Here is a 25,452-nt window from a genome sequence, read left to right as displayed (position 1 = left end):
GGCGACAGGGGGGATCAAACAGAAGTCAGCGGCGCAGCCTGTGTGGCCGCGCCCCCGACAGTAGACGAGCCCGAAGGCCCGGCTGCTCCAGACGACGTCGGCGCACCCAGGGTGTAGTACTGGATGAGACGCTCGAACGCCGTGCGGGCCCGATCGATTGCATCAGGCGAACGCAAGAAGCGCGCGTCATGATGAAGCGAAAGGATCAGGCCATGGATCTCGAACTGCATTTGCATCGGGTCGGTGTCGGCGCGCAGGTGGCCCATGTCGATGGCCATCTTGATGGCGCGCACCAGTGACCCGTGCCAGGTCACGACCATGCCGGCCAGCGCGTCGCGCACCGGGCCCGGACGGTCGTCGAATTCAACCGCACCGCTGATGTAAATGCAACCGGAATCGATTTCAGTGGCGACCTTGGCCACCCAGTTGTCAAACAATGCACGCAGACGCGGCAGGCCACGAGGCTGGCGGATGGCCGGCATGAAGACTTCTTCTTCAAAGCGCTCGTGGTACTCCCGGATGACGGAAATCTGCAGTTCCTCACGCGAGCCGAAGTGGGCGAACACGCCGGACTTGCTCATGCCGGTGACTTCGGCCAGGGCACCGATGGACAGACCCTCGATGCCCATCTGGGAGGCCAGGTTCAGCGCGGCCTCCAGGATGGCCGCCCGGGTCTGCTGGCCCTTGTGTGCGCCGCGCCCACGCTCACGCACCACCTCATGGGCGGGCTTGGCGTCTTGGGGCAGCAAATCGGACAAGGGCATTCCTCGGAATAAAACGAACGGTCGTGCTATTTTGCAAAAAAAGATGACAGCTGTGTGAGCTTTCCCAAACTTTTTTTTGTGGCATTTCTTGCATCGTGCGGCTTGGTGCATCAGGACCTGCCTTTCCCCCGCCCTTCGGCCTAGGTAGTCACCCTGAGTGTTGCGATGCGACCGCGAGAAACCGGGCACCCTGCACTCAAATGGTTGAAAAAGTCATGCAAGCCGCACTATCCTGTGCTCATCATCGCCTTGTGAGGGCTGTATGGACGTGCTGCAACTTGACGTGTCAGGCCGTCCGCAGGCTTGGCTGTCGGCCAAGGAAGCGGCGGTTCTGTATGCCAGCAACGGTGTCGCGTGGACGCTGGGGGACCCCTTTATCGTGCTGCGCGGGGGGGTTCAGCGGCGAACGGGGCTGCAGTCCCGGCTGGAGCTGCACCCGATCGTGGCCGTGCATGGCGCAATGCCCAGCCGGGCCTGGCGCCAGCAACCGGCGCTGTCCAACCCCAAGCTGTTTGCCCGGGACCGCCAGGTCTGCGCCTACTGCGGCGGGCGCTTTCACCTCGATGACCTCACGCGTGAGCACATCATGCCGACCTCGCGTGGCGGGCTCGACACCTGGATGAACTGCATCACGGCCTGCCGCGGCTGCAACGGCCGCAAGGGCAACCGCACGCTCAATGAGCTGGGCTGGTCGATGTACTACCTGCCCTATGTGCCCAGCCTGCACGAGGACATGATCCTGCGCGGGCGGCGCATCGTGGCCGACCAGATGGAGTTCCTTCTGGCGAGCGTGCCGGCGCACAGCCGGCTGCGCTCTTGAGCAGGCAGCGCCTCAGGTCCAGTTGGCAGCAATCACGCCGCCAAGCGCCGTCTGGTAGTTGGCAGGCAAGGTGGTCTGCCCGGCGGCCGGTGGCGTGAAGCTGGCCATGGCATTGACCAGGTTCTGCACATTGGCCGCCGACAGCGTCTTGCCATTGCCGCCGGCCACGATGGACTCGACCTGGTAGATCCCCCCCAGGTACCAGCTGTTGATGGTGACCTTGTCGGTGGTGCCGATGAGGCTCACCACCAGGTCGTTGCCGGACTTGGCCAGCCAGACCTGATCGGCGTTGACCGCGCCATCGAACATCAGCTGGTCCTGGTTGCCGGCGGTGGCGTCCACGTCGTAGATGGTGTCGGCGCCGTCACCACGCGAGAAGTGGTAGGTGTCGTTGCCGACCGAACCGTACAGGCTGTCGTTGCCCAGACCGCCGTAGATCGTGTCGTTGCCGCTGTAGCCAAAGAGCTTGTCGTTGCCGCCATTGCCATACAGGGTGTTGGCGCGGTTGTTGCCGGCCATCAGGTTGTTGCCATCGTTGCCATAGGCCGTGCGAGCCAGGTAGCTCTGCATGTACAGGCGCTCGACGTTGGCCGCCATCTTGATGCCGTCGCCATAGGCCCAGATCTGGTCCAGGCCACCACCGGCCTGCTCGATCACGGTGTCGCTGTTGTCGGTGAGGTAGTAGTAGTCGTCGCCCGCGCCGCCTTCGAGCGTGTCGGCGCCGTCGTCACCATAGATGAAGTCCAGGCCGTCGCCGCCCTTGAGGTAGTTGTTGCCGCTGTTGCCCGTGAGGTCGCAACCGGCGTTGTTGGAGGTGGCGTTGATGTCGGCCGTGCCGGTGAGCACCAGGGCTTCGACGTTGTCGGGGGCGGTGTAGCTCACCGAGGACAGGATGGTGTCGTAGCTGATGGCGCTGTCGGCTTCGAGCTTTTCGACGACCACGTCGCCCGTGTTGTCGACGATGTAGGTGTCATCGTCCGCACCACCGGCCATGGTGTCGGCGCCCAGGCCACCGTCCAGCAGGTCGCGCCCGGCGCCTGCGTACAGCCTGTCGTCGCCGTCCATGCCGTTGAACTGGTCATCGCCATGGCTGCCCACCAGCGCGTCTGCTTGCGAGGTACCGACCTGGTACACGCCCGTGCCATCGGCCAGATTGCCGGCGCTCGCCGCATCGAGGCTGAGGCCGTCGGCAAAGGTGATGAGCGGGGTGCGGTCGAAAGGCGTGTTGAAGTACCCTGACAGGGTCACGCTGTCGCTGCTGCCGAACAAGGTGATCAGCAGGTCGCCGTTTTGCGTGCTCAGGTCGACATCGGCCAGGCTGATGTCACTACCCAGGCGCACGGTGTCGATGACGCCCGGGAGGTCGCCCCAGCCGGCCATCACCGTGTCCTGGCCGTCACCACGGCCAAACAGGTAGGTGTCAGCGCCGGGGCCGCCGTCCATGACATCGCGCCCGGCGCCACCGTACAGCGTGTCGTCGCCTTCCATGCCGTTGAGCTGGTCGTCCCCACGGCTGCCCACGACCGTTTCCGACTGCGGTGTGCCGCCCTGGTAGAGACCATAGGCGTTGACCAGGTTGTCCACCGCCATGCCGTTGAGGCTGCTGCCGTCGGCAAAGGTGATCAGCGGGCGGCGATCGAAGGACGTGTTGAAGTAGCCCGACAAGGTCACGCTGTCGCTGCTGCCGCGCAGCTGGACCAACAGGTCGCTGCCGTTCTGGGTGTTCACATCCACATCGGCCAGGCTGATGCCGCTGCCCAGGCGCAAGGTGTCAGTGACACCAGGGGCATCGCCCCAGCCGGTCATCACCGTGTCCTGGCCGTCACCGAGGCCAAACAGGTAGGTGTCGGCACCTGAGCCGCCATCCATGAAGTCACGGCCGGCCGCACCGTACAGCGTGTCGTCGCCCTCCTGCCCCATGAGCTGGTCGTCGCCCCGGCTGCCCACCAGCATCTCGGCTTGCTGCGAACCGGATTGGTTGATGGTATTGCCCCAGACCAGGTTGTCCACGCCAATGCCGTTGAGGCTGCTGCCGTCGGCAAAAGCGATGAGCGGGCGGCGATCGAAGGACGTGTAGAAGTAGCCCGCCAGGGTCACGCTGTCGCTGCTGCCGCGCAGCTGGAGCAAGAGGTCGCTGCCGTTCTGAGCGCTCACATCCACATCGGACAGGCTGATGCCCGCCCCCAGGCGCAGGGTGTCGCTGGTGCCTGGCGCGTCACCGTAGCCGCTGTAGGCCATCACCGTGTCCTGGCCATCGCCACGGCCGAACAGGTAGGTGTCAGCGCCCTGGCCGCCGTCCATGAAGTCACGGCCGGCGGCACCGTACAGCGTGTCGTCGCCCTCCATGCCATTGAGCTGGTCATCACCTCGGCCACCCACCACCAGCCCTGCCTGCGGTGTACCGAACTGTGAGGTGCCGTCGGTGTTGACCAGCGTGTCGACGTTCATGCCGTTGAGGCTGCTGCCATCGGCAAAGGTGATGAGCGGGCGGCGGTCGAAGGACGTGTAGAAGTAACCCGCCAAGGTCACGCTGTCGCTGCTGCCACGCAGTTTGAGCAGCAAATCGCTGCCATTCAGGATGAGCCAGTCCAGGTCGGCGAGGCTGATGCCGCTGCCCAGGCGCAAGGTGTCGGTGACGCCCGGCGCATCACCCCAGCCGGCCATCACGGTGTCCTGGCCGTCGCCGCGGCCAAACAGGTAGGTGTCGGCGCCTGGGCCACCGTCCATGAGATCACGCCCGGCAGCACCATACAGCGTGTCGTCGCCCTCCATGCCGCTGAGCTGGTCGTCACCATGGCCGCCCACGACCATCTCCGATTGCGGCGTACCGCCCTGGTAGCTGCCGTAGGTCTTGCGCAGCACGTCCACGTTCATGCCGTTGAGGCTGCTGCCATCGGCAAAGGTGATGAGCGGGCGGCGGTCGAAGGGCGTGTTGAAGTAGCCCGACAGCATCACGCTGTCGCTGCTGCCGCGCAGCTTGAGCAAGAGATCGATGTCGTTCTGGGAACTCAAGTCGACATCGGCGAGGCTGATGCCGCTGCCCAGGCGCAAGGTGTCGGTGACGCCGGGGGCATCGCCCCAACCGGCCATCACGGTGTCCTGACCGTCGCCTTGACCAAACAGGTAGGTGTCGGCCCCCTGGCCGCCGTCCATGAGATCGCGCCCCGCGCCACCGTACAGTGTGTCGTCGCCTTCCATGCCATTGAGTTGGTCGTCACCGCGGCTGCCCACGAGCATCTCCGATTGCGGTGTGCCGCCCTGGTAGAGGCCGTAGGCGTTGACCAGGTTGTCCACGCTCATGCCGTTGAGGCTGCTGCCATCCGCGAAGGCGATCAGCGGGCGCTGCTCAAAGGGCAAACTGAAGTAGCCGGCCAAGGTCACGCTGTCCGTGCCACCACGCAATTTGAGCAGCAGGTCGCTGCCGTTCTGGGTACTCACATCCACATCAGCCAGGCTGATGCCACTGCCCAGGCGCACCGTGTCCTGGATGCCGGGGGCGTCCCCGCTGTAGGCCACGATCGTGTCCTGGCCATCACCTCGGCCAAACAGGTAGGTGTCGGCGCCGGAGCCGCCGTCCATGAAGTCACGGCCGGCGTCACCGTACAGCGTGTCGTCACCTTCCATGCCGTTGAGCTGGTCATCGCCTCGACCGCCCACCACCAGCTCTGACTGCGGTGTGCCGAACTGCGAAGTGCCGTCGGTGTTGACCAGCGTGTCGACGTTCATGCCGTTGAGGCTGCTGCCGTCGGCAAAGGTGATGAGCGGGCGGCGGTCGAAAGGCGTGTTGAAGTACCCCGCCAGCGTCACGCTGTCGCTGCTGCCGCGCAACTTGAGCAACAGGTCACTGCCGTTCTGGGCGCTGAAGTCCACATCGGCCAGGCTGATGCCCACTCCCAGGCTCAAGGTGTCGATGACGCCGGGGGCGTCGCTCCAGCCCGCCGTCACGGTGTCCTGGCCGTCACCACGGCCGAACAGGAAGGTGTCAGCGCCCTCGCCTCCGTCCAGGAAGTCGCGGCCGGCGTCTCCAGACAAGGTGTCGTTGCCGGCATCGCCGATCAAATGGTCATCGCCTGCACCACCTTCGATGCGGTCATCACCCGGCGTGCCGCTCAAGAAATCGACACCATCCGTACCCTGAATGAGATTCGCCATGCTGGCTCCCTGTGCTTTTTGATGTGGGTTGGGGCACAGCGCAGCCCTCATCGGAGCCTTTTGCGCCATGCCATCGTTTCACGACGCCCGCCGAGAGGCCCAGTGCGTAAAACGCCGCCAGCATATCAATATGCGAAACAGGGGCAAGCCCCCGTCCTGGGTGGCGCACCTGCGTGGTGATTCGGCGTGTCAGCGGCGCGACAAGCCGTCAAACGTGGTCGACAAGACCCACTCGATGATCTGATCAGGCGCATGGCCACCGGCCTTGAGCACGCCCAGCACCGGGTCGCAGGCGCGCGCAAACAGGGTGTAGAGCACCACTTCGGCTGGCACGGCCTGGCTCAGTTGCCCCTGGCTCTGTGCTTCGCCGATCCAGGCGCCCAGGCGTTCGCTCACGGCGATCAGCTGGCCCATGTAGTCCATGTCGTTGACGAGTGCGGTGCGCAGGCTGGAGTTCTGCGCGGGCAAGGAAGGCATTTCGCCGGCCAGTTGCACCTCCATGGTCCAGCGGGTCACGGCCTTGAGCCGGCTGAGCGCATCAAGGTGGTCTTCCTGGGCGACCTGATCGAGCTGGGCCATGGCCCGCGTCAGCAGGCGTTTCATGGCGGCGCCGGCCAGGGCTTCCTTGGAGTCGAAGTGCTTGTAGAGGCTGGCCTTGGCGATGCCGACTTCGGCGGCCACGGCGTCCACGGTCATCAGGTCGAAGCCTTTTTCCGCCAGCAAGCGGTTGACGGCATCGATGATGGCGTCTTCACGCGCCTTGAGAACCTGCTGCTTGAACGGGAGTCTGGCCATGACGCATTGTAGAAGGCCTGCGATGCCCGCCGTCTGACAGGGCTGATTGGCGCTCAGGCCTTGTGGGGACCCGGCACGCCACGCTCGACCACGTAGCGGGCCTGCGTGCGCAAGCGGGCGTCCGGGTGCACGGGGTGGGGCGTGGCGCGGAACTCGCATTGCACCTGCTGGGGGGAGACGTCCAGCAGCAGGTAGCCGCGCTCGTCGCCGCGCACGTGCAGCAAGTCCGGGTTGCTCTTGCGGACCAGGCCGGAGAGGAACTCGCTGAGCCCGCGGCTGGAGACCGAGGTGGTGACCAACTCGCTGGCCACGATGGGCGAGCTCGGATCCAGCGGGTTCAGGCGCAGGTTGGCCGCCACGTGGCGGTGCACGTCGCCGCCCAGGCAGACGACGTCGGGCACACGCGGTTGCGCGATGGCCGCCATGAGCCGCTCACGCGCCGCCGGGTAGGCGTCCCAACCATCGGCGTACACCACCGGGCCGAACGGTGTGCGCACCCCACCGGGTGCGATCTGGGTGGGCTGGGCAATGAACTTCCAGGCCCGCTCACTGGAGGCCAGGCCATCGGCCAGCCAGTACTCCTGCTCGACGCCCATCAGGGTGCGATCGGGCTGCTCGGCCTTGGCGCAACGCCACAGCGCCCGCCCGCCCTGGGGCGCGTGCACCCCGCTGCAGACGTGCGGGTCGCGGAACTGGCGCCCGTCGATGGTCCAGATGTCGGCCAGCATGCCCCACTGGTAATGCTCGTTCATGCGCATGCTGGCACCCACCGGCGCGCGCGTGGGCGACACGGGCAGGTGCTCGAAATAGGCCTGGTAGGCCGCCGTGCGCACGCGCAGGAAGGCGTGCTGGTCATCCAGGTCGAGCGATGTCGAGCCAGCGTAATCGTTGACCACCTCGTGGTCATCCCAGACCATCAGCCAGGGGTGGGCCGCATGGCTGGCCCGCAGGTCTGCGTCCAGCTTGTAGCTGGCATGGTGCAGGCGGTAATCGCTCAGGCTGTAATGCGCCTCGTCATCCGGGAACACATGCGGATGCTGGCGGACCTTGGCAAACGCCGGCGCCTCGGTTTCGTAGATGTAGTCGCCCAGGAAGAGCACGAGGTCGAGGTCCGCCGCGGCGATTTCGCGGTGGACGGCGTAATAACCCGTCTCGTAGTGCTGACAGGACGCCACGGCCATGCGCAGGCGCTCGACGCGCTCATCTGCCGCAGGTGCGGTGCGCGTGCGCCCGACGGGGCTGAGCTGGCCACCCGCGCGGAAGCGGTAGTAGTAAGTTCGCCCCGGTGCCAGCCCGTCCACATCGACGTGCACGCAATGCGCAGACAAGGGCTCGGCGACCACGGCGCCATAACGCACGATCTGGTTGAAGCGCTGGTCAGCGGCGACTTCCCACAGCACGGGCACGGCGCGGGCCGGCATGCCACCATCGGGCGACAGGGGCTTGGGCGCCAGGCGCGTCCACAGCACGACGGCATCCGGCCGGGGCTCGCCACTGGCCACGCCCAGGGTGAACACCTCGCCGGGCTCGCTCCAGTTGCCCGCATTGCCCGGATCAGCTCCTTGGGCCCGCACCCCAGGCGCGAACACCTGCTGCCAGGCGAGGGCAGCAGCAAGCTGGCTGAGACGGGTCAATAGCTGGCGGCGTTGCATGAAGGCGCCGATTATGCGTTGCGACAAAGTGCAAAGCGCCACCAAAGCATCACCAAAGCGCGACACCCGCGCCCGCCGGGGGCACAATGGCCTTGCCAATGTGATGACCCTGATGACCCTTTCGGGAGACAGCCATGCCCACACGCCCACCGAGCCCGGACCCCACCGGCGCCAGCTCCGCCGCCCCAGGCGCCAACCCGTTTGATTCGCTCAGCGCCGGCATGGGCGCCAGCCTCGGTTTCTTCCAGGACTGGATCAAGGCCGCCGGCAGCGCCCTGCCCAATCTGCAAGGCGCCACCGGCGCGGCCACCTCGGGCATGTCGGCCTGGACCATGCCGACGCTGGACCCGGCCGAGCTGGAAAAGCGCATCCAGGATCTCAAGACCGTGCAGTTCTGGCTGGAACAGAACGCGCGCATGATCGCCATGACCATCCAGGGCCTGGAAGTGCAGCGCATGACGCTGTCCACGCTCAAGGGCATGAATGTGTCGATGGACGCGTTGCGGGATTCGCTCAAGGCCCGTGCGCAGGCGCCGGCGTCCGGCCCCACGGCTTCGGCCGCACCAGCACCAGCCGCCTCGGGCTCGGATGACGCCCCTGCGGACACCACGCAAGCAGGCGCCTCCGGCCAGGACAGCCCCGAGCTGATCAACCCCATCCGCTGGTGGGACACGCTCACGCAGCAGTTCACGCACCTGGCCTCCCAGGCCGCCCAGACGGTGGGCGACTCGGTGGGCGAGTCCATGGACATGATCAAGCAGGCGCAGGCCCAGGCGGCTGAACAAGTGGCCGAGTTTGCGGCGGCGCCAGCCAAACAGGCGCGCTCGTCCAGCAGCAAGGCCGGTGCCCGGGCCAGCACGAAATCAACGGCCAGCAAGCCCGCCACCGGCAAGGCCAGAGCGGCCAGCGGCAAATCGGCGCGCGGCACCTCGACCTCGTCCTGATCGTTTGCCTACAGCCCCTGCGGAAAGCCCAAAGTGAGCACGCCCCTGCGCTTCCTCCACGCCCACGCCATGCACCCCCGCGGTGACCTGGCGCTGGAGCTGGTCTGGGCGCAACTGGCCTCGCAAGGGGCGCAGAGCATGGAGGCCACGCTGGGCTGGTGCTACCTCACCGAAGAGCTGGCCGACAGCGCCCAGGCCATCCTGGGCGGCCTGCGCGAACGCCTGCCGCATGTGGCCTGGGTGGGCGCCGTGGGTGCGGGCGTGCTGGCCAGCGGCGTGGAGTACATCGACGAGCCGGCACTGGCCGTGATGCTGTGCAACATGCCCATGAGCGACTTCCGGGTGTTCCACGGCCGTCAGCCGCTGGCCCCCAACCAACCGCTGGCCGCGCGTGAAGGCATGTGGCGCGCCCACACCGCGATGGTGCATGCCGATGGCCACTCGCCCGACCTGCCCGAACTGATTCAGGAGCTGGCCGAGCGCACGGACACGGGCTACCTGTTTGGCGGCGTCAGCGCGGGGCAATCCCAAAGCCTGCACATGGCGCTGGACCCTCATGCGCAAGTCCATGGCGAGCCAGGCGCCGCGCCGCCCAGCGGCATCTGGCATGGCGGCCTCTCAGGCGTGGCCTTCAATGACCATGTGCGCGTGGTGTCCCGCGTGACACAAGGCTGCGAGCCCATCGGGCCCCGGCGCGAGGTCACGGCCGCGCACCGCAATGTGGTCTATGAGCTGGACGGGCTGCCCGCCCTGAACTGCCTGCTCAAGGACCTGGGTGTGCCGGTGACCGTGAGCGAGAGCGACTGGCACCGCGACGCCCTGCCCAAGGTGCGCGCCACCCTGGTGGGCCTGAGCGACGCCGGCAGCGACCTGCTCAGCCACGGCCAGCACTTTGGCGCCGACACCCGCGTGCGCCACCTCGTGGGCCTGGACCCCAGCCGTTATGGCGTGGCCCTGAGTGACCTGGTGGAGCCCGGCATGCAACTGGCCTTCTGCCAGCGCCATGTGGCAGCCGCCCGGCAGGATCTGGTGCGCATCTGCGCCGAGATCCGCGAAGAGTTCGACCCGGTGGATCACCCGGGCAGCGCCCCTGTTGGCGCGGTGTACGTGAGTTGCACCGGCCGGGGCGGGCCGCATTTCGGCGCCCCCAATGCCGAGATGGAGATCATCGCCCACGCACTGGGTGACATCCCCCTGGTGGGCTTCTTTGCCAGCGGCGAAATCGCCCGCCACCACCTGTACGGCTACACCGGCGTGCTCACGGTATTTGGCGGCTGAAACCGACACGGTTTCCCCCTTCGGTGGGCCCCCTTGTGGCTGCACCTCCCGAGGGGATTTTCATGGCGTGAACAGGCTCGCACACTCCCGCCCGTTGTCTGCATTGCCTTGTCTGCTTTGGACACCAGCCGGAGTACGCCATGATCGCTCGCCCTGTCACCCGCCCCCGCCCCATCCCGTATGCCGAACAGGCACCGGGCAGCAAAACCACCAGCCCCGTGAGTTGGGCGGCCTCATCCGGCCCCGCGCCATTGGCCGGCATGCCCGCAGCAGCCCCCCCACCCCGGACCGTGGCCACCTTGCTGGCACCCACCGCGCCCGCGCGCCGCTCCCCCGTGCGCGTGGCCGCCAATGACGTCGTCCAGAACGCAGCCAACGATGCCGCCGCCACCCCACCGCGCCAAGCAGCCCGGCAAGCGGCCACAGCCACCCCCACGGCCTCGGGCACCCCGGCCAGCGGCGAACTGCAAGCCCGGTTCACGGGGCATGGCGCCTTGAGCGTGCGCTCATCGGTCACCGGGCGGCATTACCGCTTCCAGGGCCATGGCGACTGCCAGAAGATCGACAAGCACGACATGATGATGCTCCGCCGCATCCCTGATCTGATCGTCAGCTGACGCCCAGGGCATGACACATTGCGTTGCTGGCGGCGGCCTCTGCGTCGGGTGCCGTTGGGTATACAGTGATGCAGATGGACACCACGGTCACCCCATCACCCGACGCCACCACGGCCAGCCGCGCGCAGCGGCAGCAAGCCGTGGTCAAGGCCCTGCAACGCGTGCTGCCCGAGCGCAGCCTGTTGTGGCAGGACGAAGCCGTCACCCCCTTTGAATGCGATGGCCTGAGCGCCTACCGCCAGCGCCCGCTGGCCGTGGCCTTGCCTGAGACCCATGAGCAGGTTGGCGCCGTGTTGCGAGCCTGCCATGAGCTGGGCGTGCCCGTGGTGGCACGTGGTGGGGGCACCGGCCTGTCAGGCGGCTCCCTGCCCCACACCATGGGTGTGACGCTGTCATTGGCGCGCCTCAACCGCATCCTGCACATCGACCCGCTGGCCCGCACGGCCGTGGTCGAGTGCGGTGTGCGCAACCTCGCCATCAGCGAAGCCGCGGCGCAGCACGGCCTGTATTACGCACCCGACCCCAGCAGCCAGATCGCCTGCACCATCGGCGGCAATGTGGCCGAGAACGCGGGCGGTGTGCACTGCCTCAAATACGGCCTGACCGTGCACAACGTGCTGCGCGTGCGTGGCTTCACGGTCGAGGGCGAGGTGCTGGAGTTGGGCAGCGAGGCGCTGGACGCCGCCGGCCTGGACCTGCTGGCCGCCTTCATCGGCAGCGAAGGCCTGCTGGGCGTGGCCACCGAGATCACCGTGCGCCTCTTGCCCAAGCCGCAGGTGGCGCGCTGCCTGATGGCCAGCTTCGACGACGTGGGCAAGGCCGGCGATGCCGTGGCCGCCATCATCGCCGCCGGCCTGATCCCCGCGGGCCTGGAAATGATGGACAAGCCCATGACCGCCGCGGTGGAAGACTTCGTCCATGCCGGTTATGACCTGGACGCCGCCGCCATCCTGCTGGTTGAAAGTGATGGCAGCCCTGAAGAGGTCGATGAAGAAATCGAGCGCCTGCGCGCGGTGCTGCAACAGGCCGGCGCCACGAAGCTGGACATCAGCGAAGACGAGGCCCAGCGCCTGCGTTTCTGGAGCGGGCGCAAGAACGCCTTCCCCGCCACCGGCCGCATCAGCCCGGACTACCTGTGCATGGATGCCTCCATCCCGCGCAGGGCCCTGGCCACCATGCTGGCGGCCATCAACGAGATGCAAGGCGCCTACGGGCTGCGCTGCGTGAACGTGTTCCACGCGGGTGACGGCAACATGCACCCGCTGATCCTGTTTGATGCCAATGACCCGGATCAGCTCCAGCGCGCCGAGGCCTTTGGCAATGCCATCTTGCTCACCGCGGTGCAACTGGGCGGCAGCATCACCGGCGAACACGGCGTGGGCATCGAAAAACTGGACGCCATGTGCACGCAGTTCACCGACGCCGAACGCGCGCAGATGCTGGCCTTCAAGGCCGCGTTTGACCCCAAGGCCATGCTCAACCCGGGCAAGCTGATCCCGATGCTGGCGCGCTGTGGGGAGCTGCGGCCCGCGCCTGGACAGAAGCTGGGGCAGACGCCGGCGCTGCGTGAGGCGCTGGCCGACTTGCCGAGGTTCTGAGGTCTGCCTGCGCGTCACGGCCGCCCCGCGCAGCCACACCGCACTTCACTCAGCTGCACCTGGCATCACGCGCCTGCTGCAATACGCTGCCTGGCCTGATAAAGCATGTCCAGCGTGATGTGCCGTACCTCCGCCTTGCTTTGCGCCACGTGGGCCTTGAGCAGGCGCAAGGCCTCGTCGGCCCGCCGGCGGGTGATGGCGCGCAGGATGCGGGCGTGCTCGTCATACGTCGCCTCGACCCGCGCGGGCTTGGTGAAGTCCAGCCGGCGGATGATGCGGATGCGCTCGGTGATGTCCTCATGCACGCGGATCATCTCGGCATTGCCCGTAGAGCGCACCAGCGCGGCGTGAAAGGCCTCATCGAGCTTGTCCACCGTGATGAAAGCCGTCTGGCGTTCGTGCGGCTTGATGAGCCAGACATCGGCCAGTTCCTTGAGCACGGGGCGCTCTTCGGCTTCACACAGCTTGGCCACGGCGTGGGTTTCCAGCAGCACGCGCAGGTCATACAGCTGGTCGAAGGTTTCAAAATCCAGCGGGGCCACTTGCCAGCCGCTTTTGGGAAAGACCAGCAGGAAGCCCTCACGCTGCAGGCGTTGCAAGGCCTGTCGCAAAGGCGTGCGGCTGACCTGCACCTGATTGGCCAGGTCACTTTCTGAAAAGCGGTCGCCGGGCAGCAGGACGAAGTCGAAGATCAGCTGCTTGATCTGGGCATAGACGCGCTCGGCCAAGGTCACGTTGGGCAGCGCGCTCGGTGGGGTGACGGCAACCAGTTTCATGGAGACAGGCCAGGTTGGAAGGGCACCATGCTGACGTGCGCCGAAACGATGCGCCAGCCTTCGGGCAGACGCACCCAGGTCTGCGTCTGAAAGCCATGCAGATCGGTGTCGCTGCGTTTGAACTCGCACATGGCCACGGCCATGTCAGGCCCGAAAGCCGTGATGCGCACATCGTGCAGCGTGCGGGTGAAGTCCGGCGCGGGCACGGCAGCGCGGTAGGCCACCAGGGCCTCGTGGCCCAGTTGTCGGTCGTTGATGCCATAGCGGGTCACGGCCGGGTGTCGCCAGAAGTAGGCATTGAGGGCGTCGGCATCATTGCGCATCAGGGCGGACTCGTAATCCAGAAAGAGGCGGGTGACTTCCTGCACCACCTCGTGCAGGTTGATCTGTGCCTGGCCCAGGGTCATGCGGCCCTCCGGTCTGCATCGGCTGCAGCGCTTTGCGCCTTGACGTGGGCCATGTAGGCGCGCCAGCCGCCGAAGTGGCTGATGTCCTGCGCACCGGCCAGACCGCAGGGCTCGCAGATGAAGCCCTTGACCCAGCTGCCATCGGCCAGCTCGACCGACCCCAGCCCCAAGGGCGGCGGGATCAGGGCCAGGAAGGAGCCGATGCTGGACAAGGGCATGGCATACACCTCCAGGTCAATGGCGTGGCCTTCTTCGGGCGGGGCATCATCCGGGATGCGTGCCAGGCCCGGCTTGGGCGGCACCGTGCCCGGCAAGGCATGCAGACGGTAACGTGGCGCGGTTTGCGTGGCGGCCAGCAAGCGGGCCTTGCGTTCCACCAGTTGCCCATGCAAGGGCATGCCGCTGAGGTGGGCGCCCACCACGGCCAGCGCGATCACGGGCTCGGCTTCAATGGGGCAGGCCGTGGGCAGGCTCAACTCGCTGTCCGCTGCGGCCTGCAAGCCGTGACCCAATGCGCAGACATTGACCGGGCCATCGATCGGCTCCTGGCCGTCCAGCCCCGCCACACAGGCACTGGCCATCTGCCAGCAAGCGCCTACGTCCAGCAGGGCGGCGTCAGCGCCACCGGGGCCGATCAGGGTGATGCCAAAGGGCAGGCTGCCCGCAGTGAAGCCAGCCGGTAGGGCCAGGGCCGACAGCCCCAGCAAGTTGACAAAGTTGGTGTAGGTGCCCAGTTGCGCATTGCGGCCCACGGGGTCAGCCTGCACGCTGGCCACCGTGGGCATGGTGGGTGCGGTGGGCACCATCAGCACGTCGATGTCGCGCCAGACGGGCGTGGTCAAGGCGGCCAGTTCGCGCAGGCGGTACAGGCCATTGAAGGCAGAGACGGCGTCGTGCCGGTGCGCCCCTTCGATGATGCCGCGCACCACCGGGTTCATGTCTGCAGCATGCTGGCCGATGAACCCAGCGATGGCTGCATACCGTTCGGCCACCCAGGGGCCTTCGTACAGCAGGCGCGCCACATTCAGGAAAGGCTGCATGTCCACCGGCACGAGGCTCACGGGCCAGGGTGAGCCATCAGGCTCGCGGAGCATGGCCCACTGCGCTTTGGCTTGCTCGAACGCCGCGGCATAGTCCGCATCACCAAAGAACTCGGGCGCGGCCGGCACACCGATGCGCAAGGGGCGAGGCAGCCGCGGCAATTGCGGCGTGACGGTGTTGAAGACCGGCTGCCCGGCCATGGGGCCTTGCGCCACGTGCAGCACGCGCGCGGCATCTGAGGCCGTCAAGCTGAACACCGACACGCAGTCCAGGCTCTTGCAGGCAGGCAACACGCCATGCGTGGGCACCAGCCCGGGTGTGGGCTTGAGCCCCACGAGGTTGTTGAAGCCCGCAGGCACGCGGCCCGACCCTGCCGTGTCCGTGCCCAGCGCAAACGGCACATCGCCACGCGCCACCACCACCGCCGAGCCCGAGCTGGAGCCCCCGCTGACATGCGCTTCACTGAAGGTGGAAGTGGGTGCACCATAGGGCGAGCGCTGGCCCACCAGCCCCGTGGCGAACTGATCCAGATTGGTCTTGCCGACCACGATGGCGCCCGCGGCCATCAGGCGGCGGACCACTTCGGCCGACTCGGCGGGTTCATGCGCGAACGCGGGGCAGGCCGCCGTGGTGGGCAGGCCGGCGACATCGATGTTGTCCTTGACCGCAAAGGGGATGCCGTACAACGGCAGGCTGGCAGGAGACTGGCCTTGCAAGGCGTCGAGTTGCGCCTGCAGAAAGGCTGCGCTGGCGCGGGTGATCCAGGCGGGGTCCTGATCGATGGGCAAGGTCTGCCAGCGCGACCACAAGGTGGCCACGACCTGCGCGGGGGTGAGGCGGCCATCGCCATAAGCGGCCAGCAAGCCGGCGATGGTGGCAGGGAAGGCATCAACAGCTTGAACGGAGGTGAAGGACATGCTCGGTGGGGTCTTGAAATGGGGCTGTTGCAGGGGCTGAATGGCAGGGGTCGTGATGCAGGCGCTCATGCACTGCGGGCCAGGGCGGGCGGCGATACCGACGTGTCCAGCGCGGCCAGCAGGGCGGCGCTCGGTGCCGTCCACCCGACGATGGCGCCTTGCGCGCGGATCATCTCCAGCGTGGCCTGCTTGAACGCAGGGAAGTAGCTTTCGGTGCCGTCTTCAACGAGCAGGCAGTCGTAACCACGGTCATTGGCTTCGCGCATGGTGGTCTGCACGCACACCTCGGTGGTGACGCCCATCACGATGAGGTGGGTGATCTCGCGCACGGTGAGCGCCTCGCTCAGGCAGGTGGCATAGAACGCGCCCTTGCCCGGCTTGTCGATGACCAGCTCGCCTTCGATGGGTGCCAGCTCGGGGATGATGGCGTGACCGGGCTCGCCACGGATCAGGATGCGCCCCATGGGGCCGGCATCACCAATGCGCAGCATGGGTGAACCGCGATTGAGCTTGGCGGGCGGGCAGTCCGACAGATCGGGCCGGTGGGCCTCGCGGGTGTGCACCACCCAGCCGCCCATGTCGCGCCAGGCCTGCAAAACGCGCTGGCAGGTGGGCACGATGGCCTGCAGCAGGCTGACGTCATTGCCCAGCGAGGCCCCAAAGCCACCTGGCTCGACGAAATCGCGCTGCATGTCGATGATGAGCAGCGCCGTGTGGCGGATGTTGAAGCTGAAATCAAAGGGCTGAGCGTGAACGGTGGTGATCATGCGGCCTCCGCAACGGGATGGTGGTGATGCGCCCCGCCCATGAAGGCGCCGAGCACGTGCCGATCGGCATCGCGTGCATCGCATTCATGCACGATGCGGCCTTCGCTCATGACCACGATGCGGTCGGCCAGCTTGAGCAACTCGTCCAGATCCTCGCTGACCAGCAGCACAGCCCCGCCCTTGTTGCGCACGGCCATGATGCGGCTGTGGATCTCGGCGACGGCGGCGAAGTCCAGGCCGAACACGGGGTTGGACACCAGCAGCACGTCGACCTGGCCATCGAGCTCGCGCGCCAGCACGGCACGCTGCACATTGCCACCGGACAGGGATCGGATCGCGGCGTTCTCACCTTGGGTCTTGACCTTGTAGGCGGTGATCAGCTCGCGGGCCTTGTCGCGCAACAAGCTGGCGCGCATCCAGCCCAGACGGGCCACCGGGGCCTGGTCAAACCGGCGCAAGCCCATGTTGAGCGCCACGCTCAGGTCACCCACACAGGCATTGCGCAAAGGCTCTTCGGGCAGGCTGCGCACGTTCAGGCGCTGGTTCTGTTCGCGCCGTGCGTGGTAGCGTTCATCGGCCATCCAGACCTCACCGGACTCACGGTCGCGCTGGCCGACCAGGGCCTCCATCAGTTCGCGCTGGCCGTTGCCTGACACGCCCGCGATGCCCACGACCTCACCGCCGCGCACCTGCAAGGACAGCTCGTGCACCGCGCGCTCACCACGGTCGCCCGCCACGCTCAGCTGCTTGACGCGCAAACGCAAGGGCGCTTCGGGAAAGGGCTCGCGGGGCATCTCCTCGGCGGCGACCGCGGCCGCGGTGCTGGCACCGGCGCTCAACCCCATCATCTCGGCGCCGAGCAAGGCCGGCGTGGTCTCGGCCACGCGGTGGCTGCCCATGAGCTGGCCGCGCCGCAGCACGCTGACATCGTCGGCCACTTCCATGACCTCGCGGAACTTGTGCGAGATCATGATCACGCTGACCTCGCCGGCGTGCGCACGGTCCCGCAGTGCACCCAGCACTTCATCGGCTTCCTGTGGGGTCAGCACCGAGGTGGGCTCATCCAGGATCAACAGGCGGGGCTTGAGGAAGAGCTGCTTGAGGATCTCGAGCTTCTGCTTTTCACCCGCAGACAAATCCATGGGGCGGGCGTCCAGGTCCAGCTTGAAGGGGGTGGTGGCCATGAAGGCTTCGAGCTCCTGCCGCACCTTGCGCCAGGGCACGATGGCGGGCAGCTCGCCCTTGGCCAGCAGCAGGTTCTCGGCCACGGTCATGCCGGGCACGACGGTGAAGTGCTGGTAGACCATGCCGATGCCCAGGTGGCGCGCGACGACGGGCGAGGTGATGGCGTGTTCTCGACCATCGATGAGCACGGCACCGTCGTCAGGCTGGTGGTAGCCGACGATGGCCTTGACGAGGGTGCTCTTGCCCGCACCGTTTTCACCGAGCAGGGCATGCACGGTACCGGGGCGCACGTCGATGGAGACGTGGTCCAGCGCGGTGAAGCTGCCAAAGCGTTTGGTGAGCTGGTAGGTGGACAGGGCCAGGGCGCCAGTTTTAGGTTGTGGCTGCAGGGCGGGGTCGAGGGGCGCGGTCATGGGTGAGGTCCTCCTGCTGCTTTGTGCGTGAGTGAGTTGGTTTGGAGGAGGAGGTGGTGGTGGTGCGGTGAAGCCGGGGCAAACCACTGGGGCACACGGCTACGCTCATGTCCCCCGAAATGGGCTAAGCCCATTTCTCCTCCTTTACTTCGCTTCGCCATGTACCCCAGTGGTCTACCCCTCACACCGCGGGATGGGTGGGAGGGGAAGTTGCAGCGGCTCACGCCGCTGCAACTTCCCAAGCCTTCGCGGAGCGAAGGCGCTGCCAGAGCGTTGCTGGCCAGAGAGGCTCGGGTGGATGGCGCAGCGAAGTAAAGGGGGAGACCAGGCACAGCCTGGGCGGAGGACATGAGCGGAGCTGTCCACCCGAGCCTCTCTGCCCGCTCAACCGAAGCAGCACCCTGAGCGAAGCGTTCAAACCAAATCATGTCGCCACACCCCACCCCGTCTCAAAGCGCCCGCAACGCCTTGATCACCGCCTTCGAATCCGACACCGCCCCAAACACCCCACCTTGCATCTTGATCATCGAAAACGCAGCCGCATGGTTGCCCGCATCGGTCGCGCCCGTGCAGTCCGTCAACATCACGCACTCGAAGCCGCGGTCATTCGCATCGCGCATCGTGGTGTGCACGCACACATCGGTCGTGATGCCCGTAAGGATGATGTTCTCGATCCCCTTGGTGTGCAGGATCAGCTCCAGATCGGTCGCGTAGAACGAGCCCTTGCCCGGCTTGTCCACAACGGGCTCCCCGTCGATCGGGTACAGCTCAGGGATGATGTCCCAGCCCGGCTCGCCCCGCACCAGGATGCGCCCACACGGCCCCTCATCACCAATGCCAATGCCATTGGTGCCGATCTGCCGCGAGCGCCAGCGCTTGTTGGCCGGCAGGTCACTCAGATCAGGCCGATGGCCTTCGCGCGTGTGGATCACCAGCATGCCCACCTGCCGCGCCACGGCCAGCAAGGCCTTGATCGGCTCGATGGGCGCGCGTGTGGCCGAGATGTCGTAGCCCATCTTGTCCACATACCCGCCCACCCCGCAGAAGTCGGTCTGCATGTCGATGATGATCAGGGCCGTGTTGCTGGTGCGCAGGTCACCGTTGTAGGGCCAGGCATAGGGTTGGGCGTCCACATAGGTCGTCATGCGGCCTCCTTGATGGCAGGGGTGGCAAACAAAGAAGGCTGCTCGGCCGCCTCCAGCAGATTGGGCTCATGGCCCATGAACGCACGCTCAGGTGGCGCAAAGCCACAGGACTGGCCATCCGTGTGCACCACGTCGGCTTCCCAGGGCAGGCTGAACTGCCCCCGGACCATGTCCTGCATGAAGGTGTAAGGGCAATCCTGCGCCCCACCCTTCACGGCCACATAACCGCGGTGATAGAGCTGGTAGATGTTGTTCTCCACGCCCCAGTGCTGGCGGGCCTCGCGAATCAGATCCGCCCGGATCTCCGCGCAGACGATCTCGTCAGGCCGCCCACCGCCTTGTGCCATCACGGTGCCATCGAAGTTGCACACCATGGCCTCGCCCATGGAGTCGAAGGTCCCGTCGCTGCCGCACAAGCACACGCTGGCCGTGGCCATCAGATTCTGGAAAGCATTGGCCTGGTTGGTGATGGACCATGCATGCCGGATGGGCGCGGTGTAGCCCGCGGTCCGGATCATCAACTCGGCGCCCTTGTAGGCGCACTCACGCGCCATTTCAGGGAACATGCCGTCATGGCAGATGATGAGCGCCAGCTTCACGCCCTTGGGCCCCGTGATGACGGGGATGCCCATGTTGCCCGGCTCCCAGGGCTCGACCGGCACCCAGGGGTGGAACTTGCGGTAGTACAGCTGCAGCTGGCCCTGGTCGTCGATGATGAGCCCCGTGTTGTACGGGTTGCCTTGCGCGTTCTTCTCCATGATCGAGAAGCAACCCCAGATGCGGTGCTGCACGCAAGCCGCCCTGAATGCCGCCACCTCCGGGCCATCCAGCGTGACCATCAACGCATCGGCCGTGCTCATCGACAAGCCGTGCAGGGCGTATTCAGGGAACACGACCAGGTCCATGCCCGGGTAGCTGCGCCGGGCCTTGCCCACCATGTCCACGATGCGTTGCGTCTGTGCTGCCAGCTGTGCCGGCGTTTCCACCACCGGCAGCTGCAGCTGCACCATACCGATCACCATGCCCGATGGTGATTTGTTCAAGCCACTGAGTCCACTCATCACACGCTCCTCTACCGATCACCCACTCAACGCGACACACCCAGCTCCATCGGCGCACCTTGCAAGGAGCGCTTGGGGCTGCAGGTCCACACCAGGATCAACAAGGTCAAGGCGTAGGGCATGGCATTGAACAGGTGGTAGCCCCAGCCGATGCCCACCGACTGCAGCGCCGGGCCCAAGGCCCCCGCGCCGCCAAACAGCAAGGCAGCGCCCAGGCAGGCCATGGGCCGCCAGCGCGCAAAGATCACCAGCGCCACGGCGATCAGGCCCTGGCCACTGGACAAACCTTCGTTCCAGCTGCCGGGGTAGTACAGCGACAAGGACGCCCCGCCGATCCCCGCAATGAAGCCGCCTGCCATGGTGGCCAGCACCCGCACGGTGTTGACCGAGTAGCCCAGGGCCCGCGCCGCGTCGCTGCTGTCACCAGCCATGCGCACGATCAAACCCCAGCGTGTGTCGGCCAGCGCCCAGGCCATCAGGGCCGCCAGCACCACCCCGACCGGGAACAAGGCGTTGATGCGCAGCGCCGCCTGCACCTGCGCCGAATCACTCCACATGCCCAGCTCGATGGACGGGATCTGCGCGGCCTGCGGCTGGATCAAGCCTTTGCCCAGGTAGAAGGCCAGCCCCGAGCCCAGCAGCATCAAGGCGATGCCCGTGGCGATGTCATTGACACGAGGCAGCGAGCACAAAAGCCCATGCAGCATGGCCAGCAAAGCCCCCGCCACACCGGCCAGCAAGACCCCGGCCCATGGCGAGCCGGTGAGGTAGCTGCCCGCAAAGCCCGCCATGGCCGACAAGACCAGCACGCCTTCCAGCCCCAAGTTGATGCGACCGGATTTCTCCGTCAGGCACTCGCCCAGGCTCACGAACAGAAACGGTGTGCCCACGCGGATCGCACCGCCCAGCACCGCCACGGCCACATCGGCCCATAAAGACGCGTCGCTCATGCGGCCTCCTTGCGCGCGGCATCCAGCGCCGCCTGCTCGCGTGCCAGGCGGGCACGGCTGGTTTCGTGCGCAGCCCGTTCGGCCCGCACAGCCTGTTGCTGCACCAGCCATTCGCCCATGCGACCACGCAAGGCTTCACTGGCCAGGATCATCACAAAGGCAAAGCCCTGGAGCACCAGCACCGAGGCATCAGGCAGATCCAGCCGGCGCTGCAACAGGCTGCCCGCCGAACCGAAGCCACCAAACAGAATCGCCACCGGGATCACGGCAAACGGGTTGTGACGCGCCACGAAGGACACCAGGATGCCCGTGTAGCCCAAGCCGGCGATCAAGGCTGCGTTGGCATTGGTGTGCACCGCGGCCACCTCGATGCCACCAGCCAGGCCAGCGCAGGCGCCACCCAGGCCGCACGCGGTGATGATGAGCCGATGGCTGGGCAGGCCCACCAGACGGGCCGCGCGGGCATTGCCACCCACCACCCGCGTGGCAAAACCATGCGTCGAACCAAACAGCCAGAAACCCGCAGCGACACAGGCCACCGCGCCCCATACCAGGCCCCAATGCACCTCGTAGCCAGGCAACAAGCCCAGCAGGTTGCTCTCGTTCAAAGGCAAGGTGGAAGGCTTGTTCAAGCTGCTCGGGTCCCGCATGGGGCCTTCCACAAAGTGCTTGAACAAGCCGATGGCCAGGTAGCTCATCAGCAGCGAGCTGATGGTTTCGTTGACGCCGCGGTATTGCCGCAGCACGCCAGCCAGGGCGATCCAGGCGCCCCCCGCCAGCGCACTGGCCAGCAGCACCAGCACCGTCCCGGCCACGCCGGCAGGCGGCGCGAACAGATAAGGCAGGCCCGCACAAGCCAGACCGCCCAGCACCAGCGCGCCCTCGCCCCCGATCACCATCAGGCCCGCACGCTGCGGGATGGCCACGCACAAGGCCGTGAGCATCAACGGTGAGGCACGCTGCAAGGTGTTCTGCCATGAGAAGGCATCACCGAAGGCCCCCTTGAACAACAAGAGCCAGGTCTCGGTCGGGCTGGTGCCACCCAGCCACACGAAGCCACCGAACAGCAGCACCGCGCCGGCCAATGCCAGCACGGGCAGGACCACGCTGTCGAACACCACAGCCAGGCGTGAATCGCTCATGAGGTCTCCCTTGGGTGGATCTCGTGTCAGACCTTGCCGATCACACCTTCAACCAGGTAGTTCATGCCCTCCAGCGCCGGATCGATCTGCTTCATCGTGGTGCCCTTGGGGATCACGACCTTGCCGGTGTTGTCCTTGATCTCACCCTTGAAGATCTCGAACTCGTCCTTGAGCATGGCGGCCTTGATGGCATCGGCCTGCTTGCGCGCGCCTTCGGGCACCATGGCGCCATAAGGCGAGGTCTTGACGAAGCCCTCCTTCAAGCCACCGCGCAGGAAGTTGGGATGCGGCTTGCCAGTGCGAGCAGCGTCCACGATCTGCTTGTAAGGCGTGACCCAGTTCCACTCGGCACCTGTGAGGTAGGCATTGGGCGCCAGCTTGGCTTGCGAGGCGTGGTAGCCGCACACGAACTTGCCGCGCTTGGCCGCCGTCTCGACGATGACCTTGGGGCCGTCCACGTGCATGGTGAACACGTCCACGCCCTGGTCGGCCAGGCTGTTGGTGGCTTCGGCCTCTTTCACCGGCATGGACCAGTCACCCGTGAAGATGACCGAGCAGGTGATGTCCGGGTGCACCGAACGCGCACCCATCGTGAAGGCATTGATGTTGCGCAGCACCTGCGGAATGGGCTTGGCCGCCACAAAACCAATCTTCTTGGACTTGGTCATGTGGCCAGCGATCACGCCGTTCAGATACTGGCATTCATCGATGTAGCCAAAGAAGCTGCCCACGTTCTTGGGGTGCTTGGCCGCGTCCCACATGCCGCCGCAATGGGCGAAGCGCACATCGGGGTTCTTCTTGGCCACATCGAGGATGTGCGGGTTGAAGTAACCGAACGAGGTGGGGAACAGCAGCGTGGCGCCGTCCTGCGAGATCATGCCCTGCATGGTCTTCTGCACGACCTGCGTCTCGGGCACGTTTTCTTCGCCGACGATCTTGATGCCAGGCATCTTCTTGATCTCGGAGGCCGCCTCGTAGTGCGACTGGTTGTAGCCGAAGTCGTCCTTCGGGCCAACATAGATCATGCCGATCGTCAGCGGTTTCTGGGCCATCACCAGGTCAGACAAGCCCCCAAGCGCCAGGCCGGCACCCGTTGCACCGACACCCTTGATCCACGTCCGACGATTCCATTGATCCATAGCCATGCAGCTCTCCTTGCACCAGTCTGTTGCGCAACCCATCTCCCGTGCACCGCCTTGAGGCGGCACTGACATACCGGGTGATGTACAGGCTGGTATACAAGCAATGGCTATGCCTGATCTTCAGGTCGAGGCGTCTCTTTCCTCGCGTTCATCCTGCGTGGGCGCCGTGATCGGCATCAGCAGGCCGTCGTCGATCCAGCGGCGCAGCAGGCTGGAGGCCAGCATGGCCACGTCGTTATCCGGAAAACGCTCGGCCAGCAGGGCGCAGATGTCGTCAAAGGGGCGGCCCAGCAGCATGGCGGTCAAGGCCACGTCTTCTGGTGGGGACACGCTGCGGAAATGGGGGCGCTCGTCCTGCCGCCAGACGAGCACCCCCATCGGCGCGGGCAAGGCCTGGGCCTCGGGCACCTCGCCGCCCTGGTCCAGGGCATGCCACAGGCTCAAGGTGTTGTGCTGCAGGCTCAGCACCGCCACGCAGGGCTGCGCCTTCAGCGTCACCTCTGCCCAGGCCTCGGCGGGCACGACGGCCAGGTCAGCCAGGGTCGCCACCGGCTGATCGGCCGCGTCAAACGCCCGCCGCAAGGACCAGTCCAGGCGGGCGAGCTCCGCCACCTCGGGGTGCTCGCCCGCCCCCGCTTCAAGCAGTCGGTCGCCGGCCAGCCAATCGGGCCAGGTGTCGCCATACCAGCGCAAATTGGCATGGCGTGACGGGTGCTGCTCGATGTAGGCCCGCGCCAGGTGGTCAAACCACGCATCACCCAGGTAGCTCAGGGTGTGCGCAAAGGTGTCGCGCAAGGTCTCCAGCAAACGTGCGCGGTAGGCGTGGTGGTAGATGCCCAGCCGGCGCGCCGCACTGAAAGTGTCACTGGCCTGCACATCGGCGAGGGCCCCGGTGCCACGCGTGGCCATGTCAGCAGGTTCTTGCGCAACCTCACCCGCCACATCTGCGGCCAGCACATGCGCCTGCATGCGCGCCTGGATGGCCGCCAGGCTGTCGCCGGCGTCAATGACCACGGTGTTCATGCCGCCTCCCGCCACACACCCGCCGCCATCAGCCTCGCCTGGTCCAGCTCGTGGATCAACTCGGGCAAAGGCGGGATGTGCTCGTCACGTTCGATCATCGTGGCCACATGCCCGAAGCGCCGGCACGCGTGCGCGTACAGATCCCACACCGGGCCAGACACAGGCTGGTCATGCGTGTCGATGATGTGATCCCCGTTGTGCGAATGGCCCGCCAGGTGCATTTGTTGCACACGGTGCGCAGGCATGCGGTCGATGTAGGTCACGGGGTCGAACCCGTGATTCACGCTGCTCACGTAGATGTTGTTCACATCCAGCAGCAGCAGGCAATCGGCTTGTTCGCACACGGCGGCGACGAAGTCCCACTCGCTCATGTGCGATTGCTGAAAGTTCACGTAGCTGGACACGTTCTCCAGCACCAGGCGCCGCCCCAGCACATCCTGTACCTGGCGCACATTGCGCACGACCACGTCCAGCGCCTCATCGGTGTAAGGCAGTGGCATCAGGTCATGCAACTGGCGGCCATGCACGCCCGTCCAGCACAGGTGGTCGGACACCCACAAGGGCTGCACATGGTTCACCAGGTGCTTCAGCTGTTGAAGGTAGGCCCGATCGGGCCCGCCCACCGAGCCGATGGACAAGGCCACACCATGCATGGCCATGGGGTAACGCACGCGGATGGCGTCGAGCATGCGCAAGGGCTTGCCACCTGGCACCATGTAGTTGTCGCTGATGATCTCCAACCAGTCCACACGCTGGGGCTGGGCCAGAAAGTCCGCGTAGTGCGCCGTGCGCAGGCCCAGCCCGAAACCGGGCGAAGGCTGCGTCAGGCGCCCATGAGCCAGATGGAGCATGCTCATGATCGC

21 protein-coding genes are annotated in these 25,452 nt (G+C 66.3%); 5 read left to right on the top strand and 16 right to left on the bottom strand.

The genetic code is table 11. The features are described 5' to 3' along the window. Positions 1–14: 14 nt before the first annotated feature. Entirely contained in the window at positions 15–764 is a 750-nt protein-coding gene (locus JY96_RS13665; RefSeq protein ID WP_081961253.1) for a TetR/AcrR family transcriptional regulator, read from the bottom strand. A gap of 262 nt (positions 765–1,026) precedes the next feature. On the opposite strand from JY96_RS13665, the gene JY96_RS13660 reads away from it, so the two are divergent. Continuing rightward, positions 1,027–1,584: an HNH endonuclease gene (locus JY96_RS13660; RefSeq protein WP_035038213.1), complete on the top strand. Its 558-nt coding sequence runs from the start codon at positions 1,027–1,029 to the stop codon at positions 1,582–1,584. Positions 1,585–1,596: 12 nt separating this feature from the next. Here the strand turns inward: JY96_RS13660 and JY96_RS13655 are convergent, their stop codons facing one another. The 3 genes from JY96_RS13655 to JY96_RS13645 all read right to left on the bottom strand — a co-directional run bounded on the left by JY96_RS13655 (position 1,597) and on the right by JY96_RS13645 (position 8,183). Then, positions 1,597–5,736: a calcium-binding protein gene (locus JY96_RS13655; protein ID WP_035038211.1), complete on the bottom strand. Its 4,140-nt coding sequence runs from the start codon at positions 5,734–5,736 to the stop codon at positions 1,597–1,599. Positions 5,737–5,925: 189 nt separating this feature from the next. Further along, on the bottom strand, positions 5,926–6,531 hold the full coding sequence (locus JY96_RS13650) for a TetR/AcrR family transcriptional regulator (RefSeq protein ID WP_035038208.1): 606 nt from the start codon (positions 6,529–6,531) through the stop codon (positions 5,926–5,928). Between the two features lie 53 nt (positions 6,532–6,584). Beyond that, positions 6,585–8,183 (bottom strand): alkaline phosphatase, encoded by a 1,599-nt coding sequence (locus tag JY96_RS13645; RefSeq protein WP_035038205.1) that lies wholly within the window; start codon positions 8,181–8,183, stop codon positions 6,585–6,587. Between the two features lie 134 nt (positions 8,184–8,317). Between JY96_RS13645 and JY96_RS13640 the strand changes: the two genes are divergently transcribed. From JY96_RS13640 to JY96_RS13625, 4 genes are all read left to right on the top strand, one after another. Continuing rightward, positions 8,318–9,127: a PhaM family polyhydroxyalkanoate granule multifunctional regulatory protein gene (locus JY96_RS13640; protein ID WP_152606501.1), complete on the top strand. Its 810-nt coding sequence runs from the start codon at positions 8,318–8,320 to the stop codon at positions 9,125–9,127. A 69-nt stretch (positions 9,128–9,196) separates the two neighbouring features. Then, positions 9,197–10,405, top strand: a complete 1,209-nt coding sequence (locus tag JY96_RS13635) for an FIST N-terminal domain-containing protein (RefSeq protein WP_200883560.1) — start codon at positions 9,197–9,199, stop codon at positions 10,403–10,405. Between the two features lie 140 nt (positions 10,406–10,545). Next, on the top strand, positions 10,546–11,022 hold the full coding sequence (locus JY96_RS13630; protein ID WP_035038203.1) for a hypothetical protein: 477 nt from the start codon (positions 10,546–10,548) through the stop codon (positions 11,020–11,022). Positions 11,023–11,096: 74 nt separating this feature from the next. Then, positions 11,097–12,620: an FAD-linked oxidase C-terminal domain-containing protein gene (locus tag JY96_RS13625; protein WP_035042762.1), complete on the top strand. Its 1,524-nt coding sequence runs from the start codon at positions 11,097–11,099 to the stop codon at positions 12,618–12,620. 65 nt (positions 12,621–12,685) lie between these two features. Here the strand turns inward: JY96_RS13625 and JY96_RS13620 are convergent, their stop codons facing one another. From JY96_RS13620 to JY96_RS13565, 12 genes are all read right to left on the bottom strand, one after another. Then, positions 12,686–13,396 carry a GntR family transcriptional regulator gene (locus JY96_RS13620; RefSeq protein ID WP_035038201.1) on the bottom strand — a complete coding sequence of 237 codons (711 nt, stop codon included), beginning with the start codon at positions 13,394–13,396 and terminating at the stop codon, positions 12,686–12,688. Continuing rightward, positions 13,393–13,803: an oxalurate catabolism protein HpxZ gene (hpxZ, locus tag JY96_RS13615; RefSeq protein WP_035038199.1), complete on the bottom strand. Its 411-nt coding sequence runs from the start codon at positions 13,801–13,803 to the stop codon at positions 13,393–13,395. The genes JY96_RS13620 and hpxZ overlap by 4 nt, the downstream gene beginning before the upstream one ends. Next, on the bottom strand, positions 13,800–15,761 hold the full coding sequence (gene atzF / locus JY96_RS13610; protein ID WP_081961642.1) for an allophanate hydrolase: 1,962 nt from the start codon (positions 15,759–15,761) through the stop codon (positions 13,800–13,802). The genes hpxZ and atzF overlap by 4 nt, the downstream gene beginning before the upstream one ends. A 65-nt stretch (positions 15,762–15,826) precedes the next feature. Then, positions 15,827–16,528, bottom strand: a complete 702-nt coding sequence (locus JY96_RS13605) for a cysteine hydrolase family protein (RefSeq protein ID WP_035038197.1) — start codon at positions 16,526–16,528, stop codon at positions 15,827–15,829. Then, positions 16,525–18,126 (bottom strand): ABC transporter ATP-binding protein, encoded by a 1,602-nt coding sequence (locus tag JY96_RS13600; protein WP_035038194.1) that lies wholly within the window; start codon positions 18,124–18,126, stop codon positions 16,525–16,527. The genes JY96_RS13605 and JY96_RS13600 overlap by 4 nt, the downstream gene beginning before the upstream one ends. Positions 18,127–18,575: 449 nt before the next feature. Next, complete coding sequence (locus tag JY96_RS13595; RefSeq protein WP_035038191.1) at positions 18,576–19,271, bottom strand: cysteine hydrolase family protein; 696 nt, start codon at positions 19,269–19,271, stop codon at positions 18,576–18,578. Beyond that, a complete protein-coding gene (locus JY96_RS13590) occupies positions 19,268–20,332 on the bottom strand; it encodes a formamidase (RefSeq protein ID WP_052162501.1) in 1,065 nt (354 codons plus the stop codon). The genes JY96_RS13595 and JY96_RS13590 overlap by 4 nt, the downstream gene beginning before the upstream one ends. A gap of 26 nt (positions 20,333–20,358) precedes the next feature. Continuing rightward, complete coding sequence (locus JY96_RS13585) at positions 20,359–21,282, bottom strand: ABC transporter permease (protein WP_035038188.1); 924 nt, start codon at positions 21,280–21,282, stop codon at positions 20,359–20,361. Next, the gene (locus JY96_RS13580) at positions 21,279–22,424 is read right to left on the bottom strand and encodes an ABC transporter permease (protein WP_081961251.1); all 1,146 of its coding nucleotides are present in this window, start codon (positions 22,422–22,424) and stop codon (positions 21,279–21,281) included. The genes JY96_RS13585 and JY96_RS13580 overlap by 4 nt, the downstream gene beginning before the upstream one ends. Positions 22,425–22,450: 26 nt before the next feature. After that, on the bottom strand, positions 22,451–23,569 hold the full coding sequence (locus JY96_RS13575) for a BMP family ABC transporter substrate-binding protein (RefSeq protein WP_035042753.1): 1,119 nt from the start codon (positions 23,567–23,569) through the stop codon (positions 22,451–22,453). A 117-nt stretch (positions 23,570–23,686) separates the two neighbouring features. After that, positions 23,687–24,589 (bottom strand): DUF2063 domain-containing protein, encoded by a 903-nt coding sequence (locus tag JY96_RS13570; RefSeq protein WP_052162500.1) that lies wholly within the window; start codon positions 24,587–24,589, stop codon positions 23,687–23,689. Then, positions 24,586–25,446 carry a DUF692 domain-containing protein gene (locus tag JY96_RS13565; RefSeq protein WP_235333927.1) on the bottom strand — a complete coding sequence of 287 codons (861 nt, stop codon included), beginning with the start codon at positions 25,444–25,446 and terminating at the stop codon, positions 24,586–24,588. Before JY96_RS13565 ends, JY96_RS13570 begins: the two co-directional genes overlap by 4 nt. Positions 25,447–25,452: the final 6 nt, after the last annotated feature.

This window comes from Aquabacterium sp. NJ1, from assembly GCF_000768065.1.
Taxonomy (GTDB): domain Bacteria; phylum Pseudomonadota; class Gammaproteobacteria; order Burkholderiales; family Burkholderiaceae_C; genus Aquabacterium.
This window is presented reverse-complemented; position numbering and strand designations above follow the sequence as displayed.

What these genes read in the sequence shown, in the direction of transcription:
- JY96_RS13665 (WP_081961253.1), bottom strand. Translation starts at nt 764, where the DNA reads ATGCCCTTGTCCGATTTGCTGCCCCAAGACGCCAAGCCCGCCCATGAG.
- JY96_RS13660 (WP_035038213.1), top strand. Translation starts at nt 1,027, where the DNA reads ATGGACGTGCTGCAACTTGACGTGTCAGGCCGTCCGCAGGCTTGGCTG.
- JY96_RS13655 (WP_035038211.1), bottom strand. Translation starts at nt 5,736, where the DNA reads ATGGCGAATCTCATTCAGGGTACGGATGGTGTCGATTTCTTGAGCGGC.
- JY96_RS13650 (WP_035038208.1), bottom strand. Translation starts at nt 6,531, where the DNA reads ATGGCCAGACTCCCGTTCAAGCAGCAGGTTCTCAAGGCGCGTGAAGAC.
- JY96_RS13645 (WP_035038205.1), bottom strand. Translation starts at nt 8,183, where the DNA reads ATGCAACGCCGCCAGCTATTGACCCGTCTCAGCCAGCTTGCTGCTGCC.
- JY96_RS13640 (WP_152606501.1), top strand. Translation starts at nt 8,318, where the DNA reads ATGCCCACACGCCCACCGAGCCCGGACCCCACCGGCGCCAGCTCCGCC.
- JY96_RS13635 (WP_200883560.1), top strand. Translation starts at nt 9,197, where the DNA reads ATGCACCCCCGCGGTGACCTGGCGCTGGAGCTGGTCTGGGCGCAACTG.
- JY96_RS13630 (WP_035038203.1), top strand. Translation starts at nt 10,546, where the DNA reads ATGATCGCTCGCCCTGTCACCCGCCCCCGCCCCATCCCGTATGCCGAA.
- JY96_RS13625 (WP_035042762.1), top strand. Translation starts at nt 11,097, where the DNA reads ATGGACACCACGGTCACCCCATCACCCGACGCCACCACGGCCAGCCGC.
- JY96_RS13620 (WP_035038201.1), bottom strand. Translation starts at nt 13,396, where the DNA reads ATGAAACTGGTTGCCGTCACCCCACCGAGCGCGCTGCCCAACGTGACC.
- hpxZ (WP_035038199.1), bottom strand. Translation starts at nt 13,803, where the DNA reads ATGACCCTGGGCCAGGCACAGATCAACCTGCACGAGGTGGTGCAGGAA.
- atzF (WP_081961642.1), bottom strand. Translation starts at nt 15,761, where the DNA reads ATGTCCTTCACCTCCGTTCAAGCTGTTGATGCCTTCCCTGCCACCATC.
- JY96_RS13605 (WP_035038197.1), bottom strand. Translation starts at nt 16,528, where the DNA reads ATGATCACCACCGTTCACGCTCAGCCCTTTGATTTCAGCTTCAACATC.
- JY96_RS13600 (WP_035038194.1), bottom strand. Translation starts at nt 18,126, where the DNA reads ATGACCGCGCCCCTCGACCCCGCCCTGCAGCCACAACCTAAAACTGGC.
- JY96_RS13595 (WP_035038191.1), bottom strand. Translation starts at nt 19,271, where the DNA reads ATGACGACCTATGTGGACGCCCAACCCTATGCCTGGCCCTACAACGGT.
- JY96_RS13590 (WP_052162501.1), bottom strand. Translation starts at nt 20,332, where the DNA reads ATGAGTGGACTCAGTGGCTTGAACAAATCACCATCGGGCATGGTGATC.
- JY96_RS13585 (WP_035038188.1), bottom strand. Translation starts at nt 21,282, where the DNA reads ATGAGCGACGCGTCTTTATGGGCCGATGTGGCCGTGGCGGTGCTGGGC.
- JY96_RS13580 (WP_081961251.1), bottom strand. Translation starts at nt 22,424, where the DNA reads ATGAGCGATTCACGCCTGGCTGTGGTGTTCGACAGCGTGGTCCTGCCC.
- JY96_RS13575 (WP_035042753.1), bottom strand. Translation starts at nt 23,569, where the DNA reads ATGGCTATGGATCAATGGAATCGTCGGACGTGGATCAAGGGTGTCGGT.
- JY96_RS13570 (WP_052162500.1), bottom strand. Translation starts at nt 24,589, where the DNA reads ATGAACACCGTGGTCATTGACGCCGGCGACAGCCTGGCGGCCATCCAG.
- JY96_RS13565 (WP_235333927.1), bottom strand. Translation starts at nt 25,446, where the DNA reads ATGAGCATGCTCCATCTGGCTCATGGGCGCCTGACGCAGCCTTCGCCC.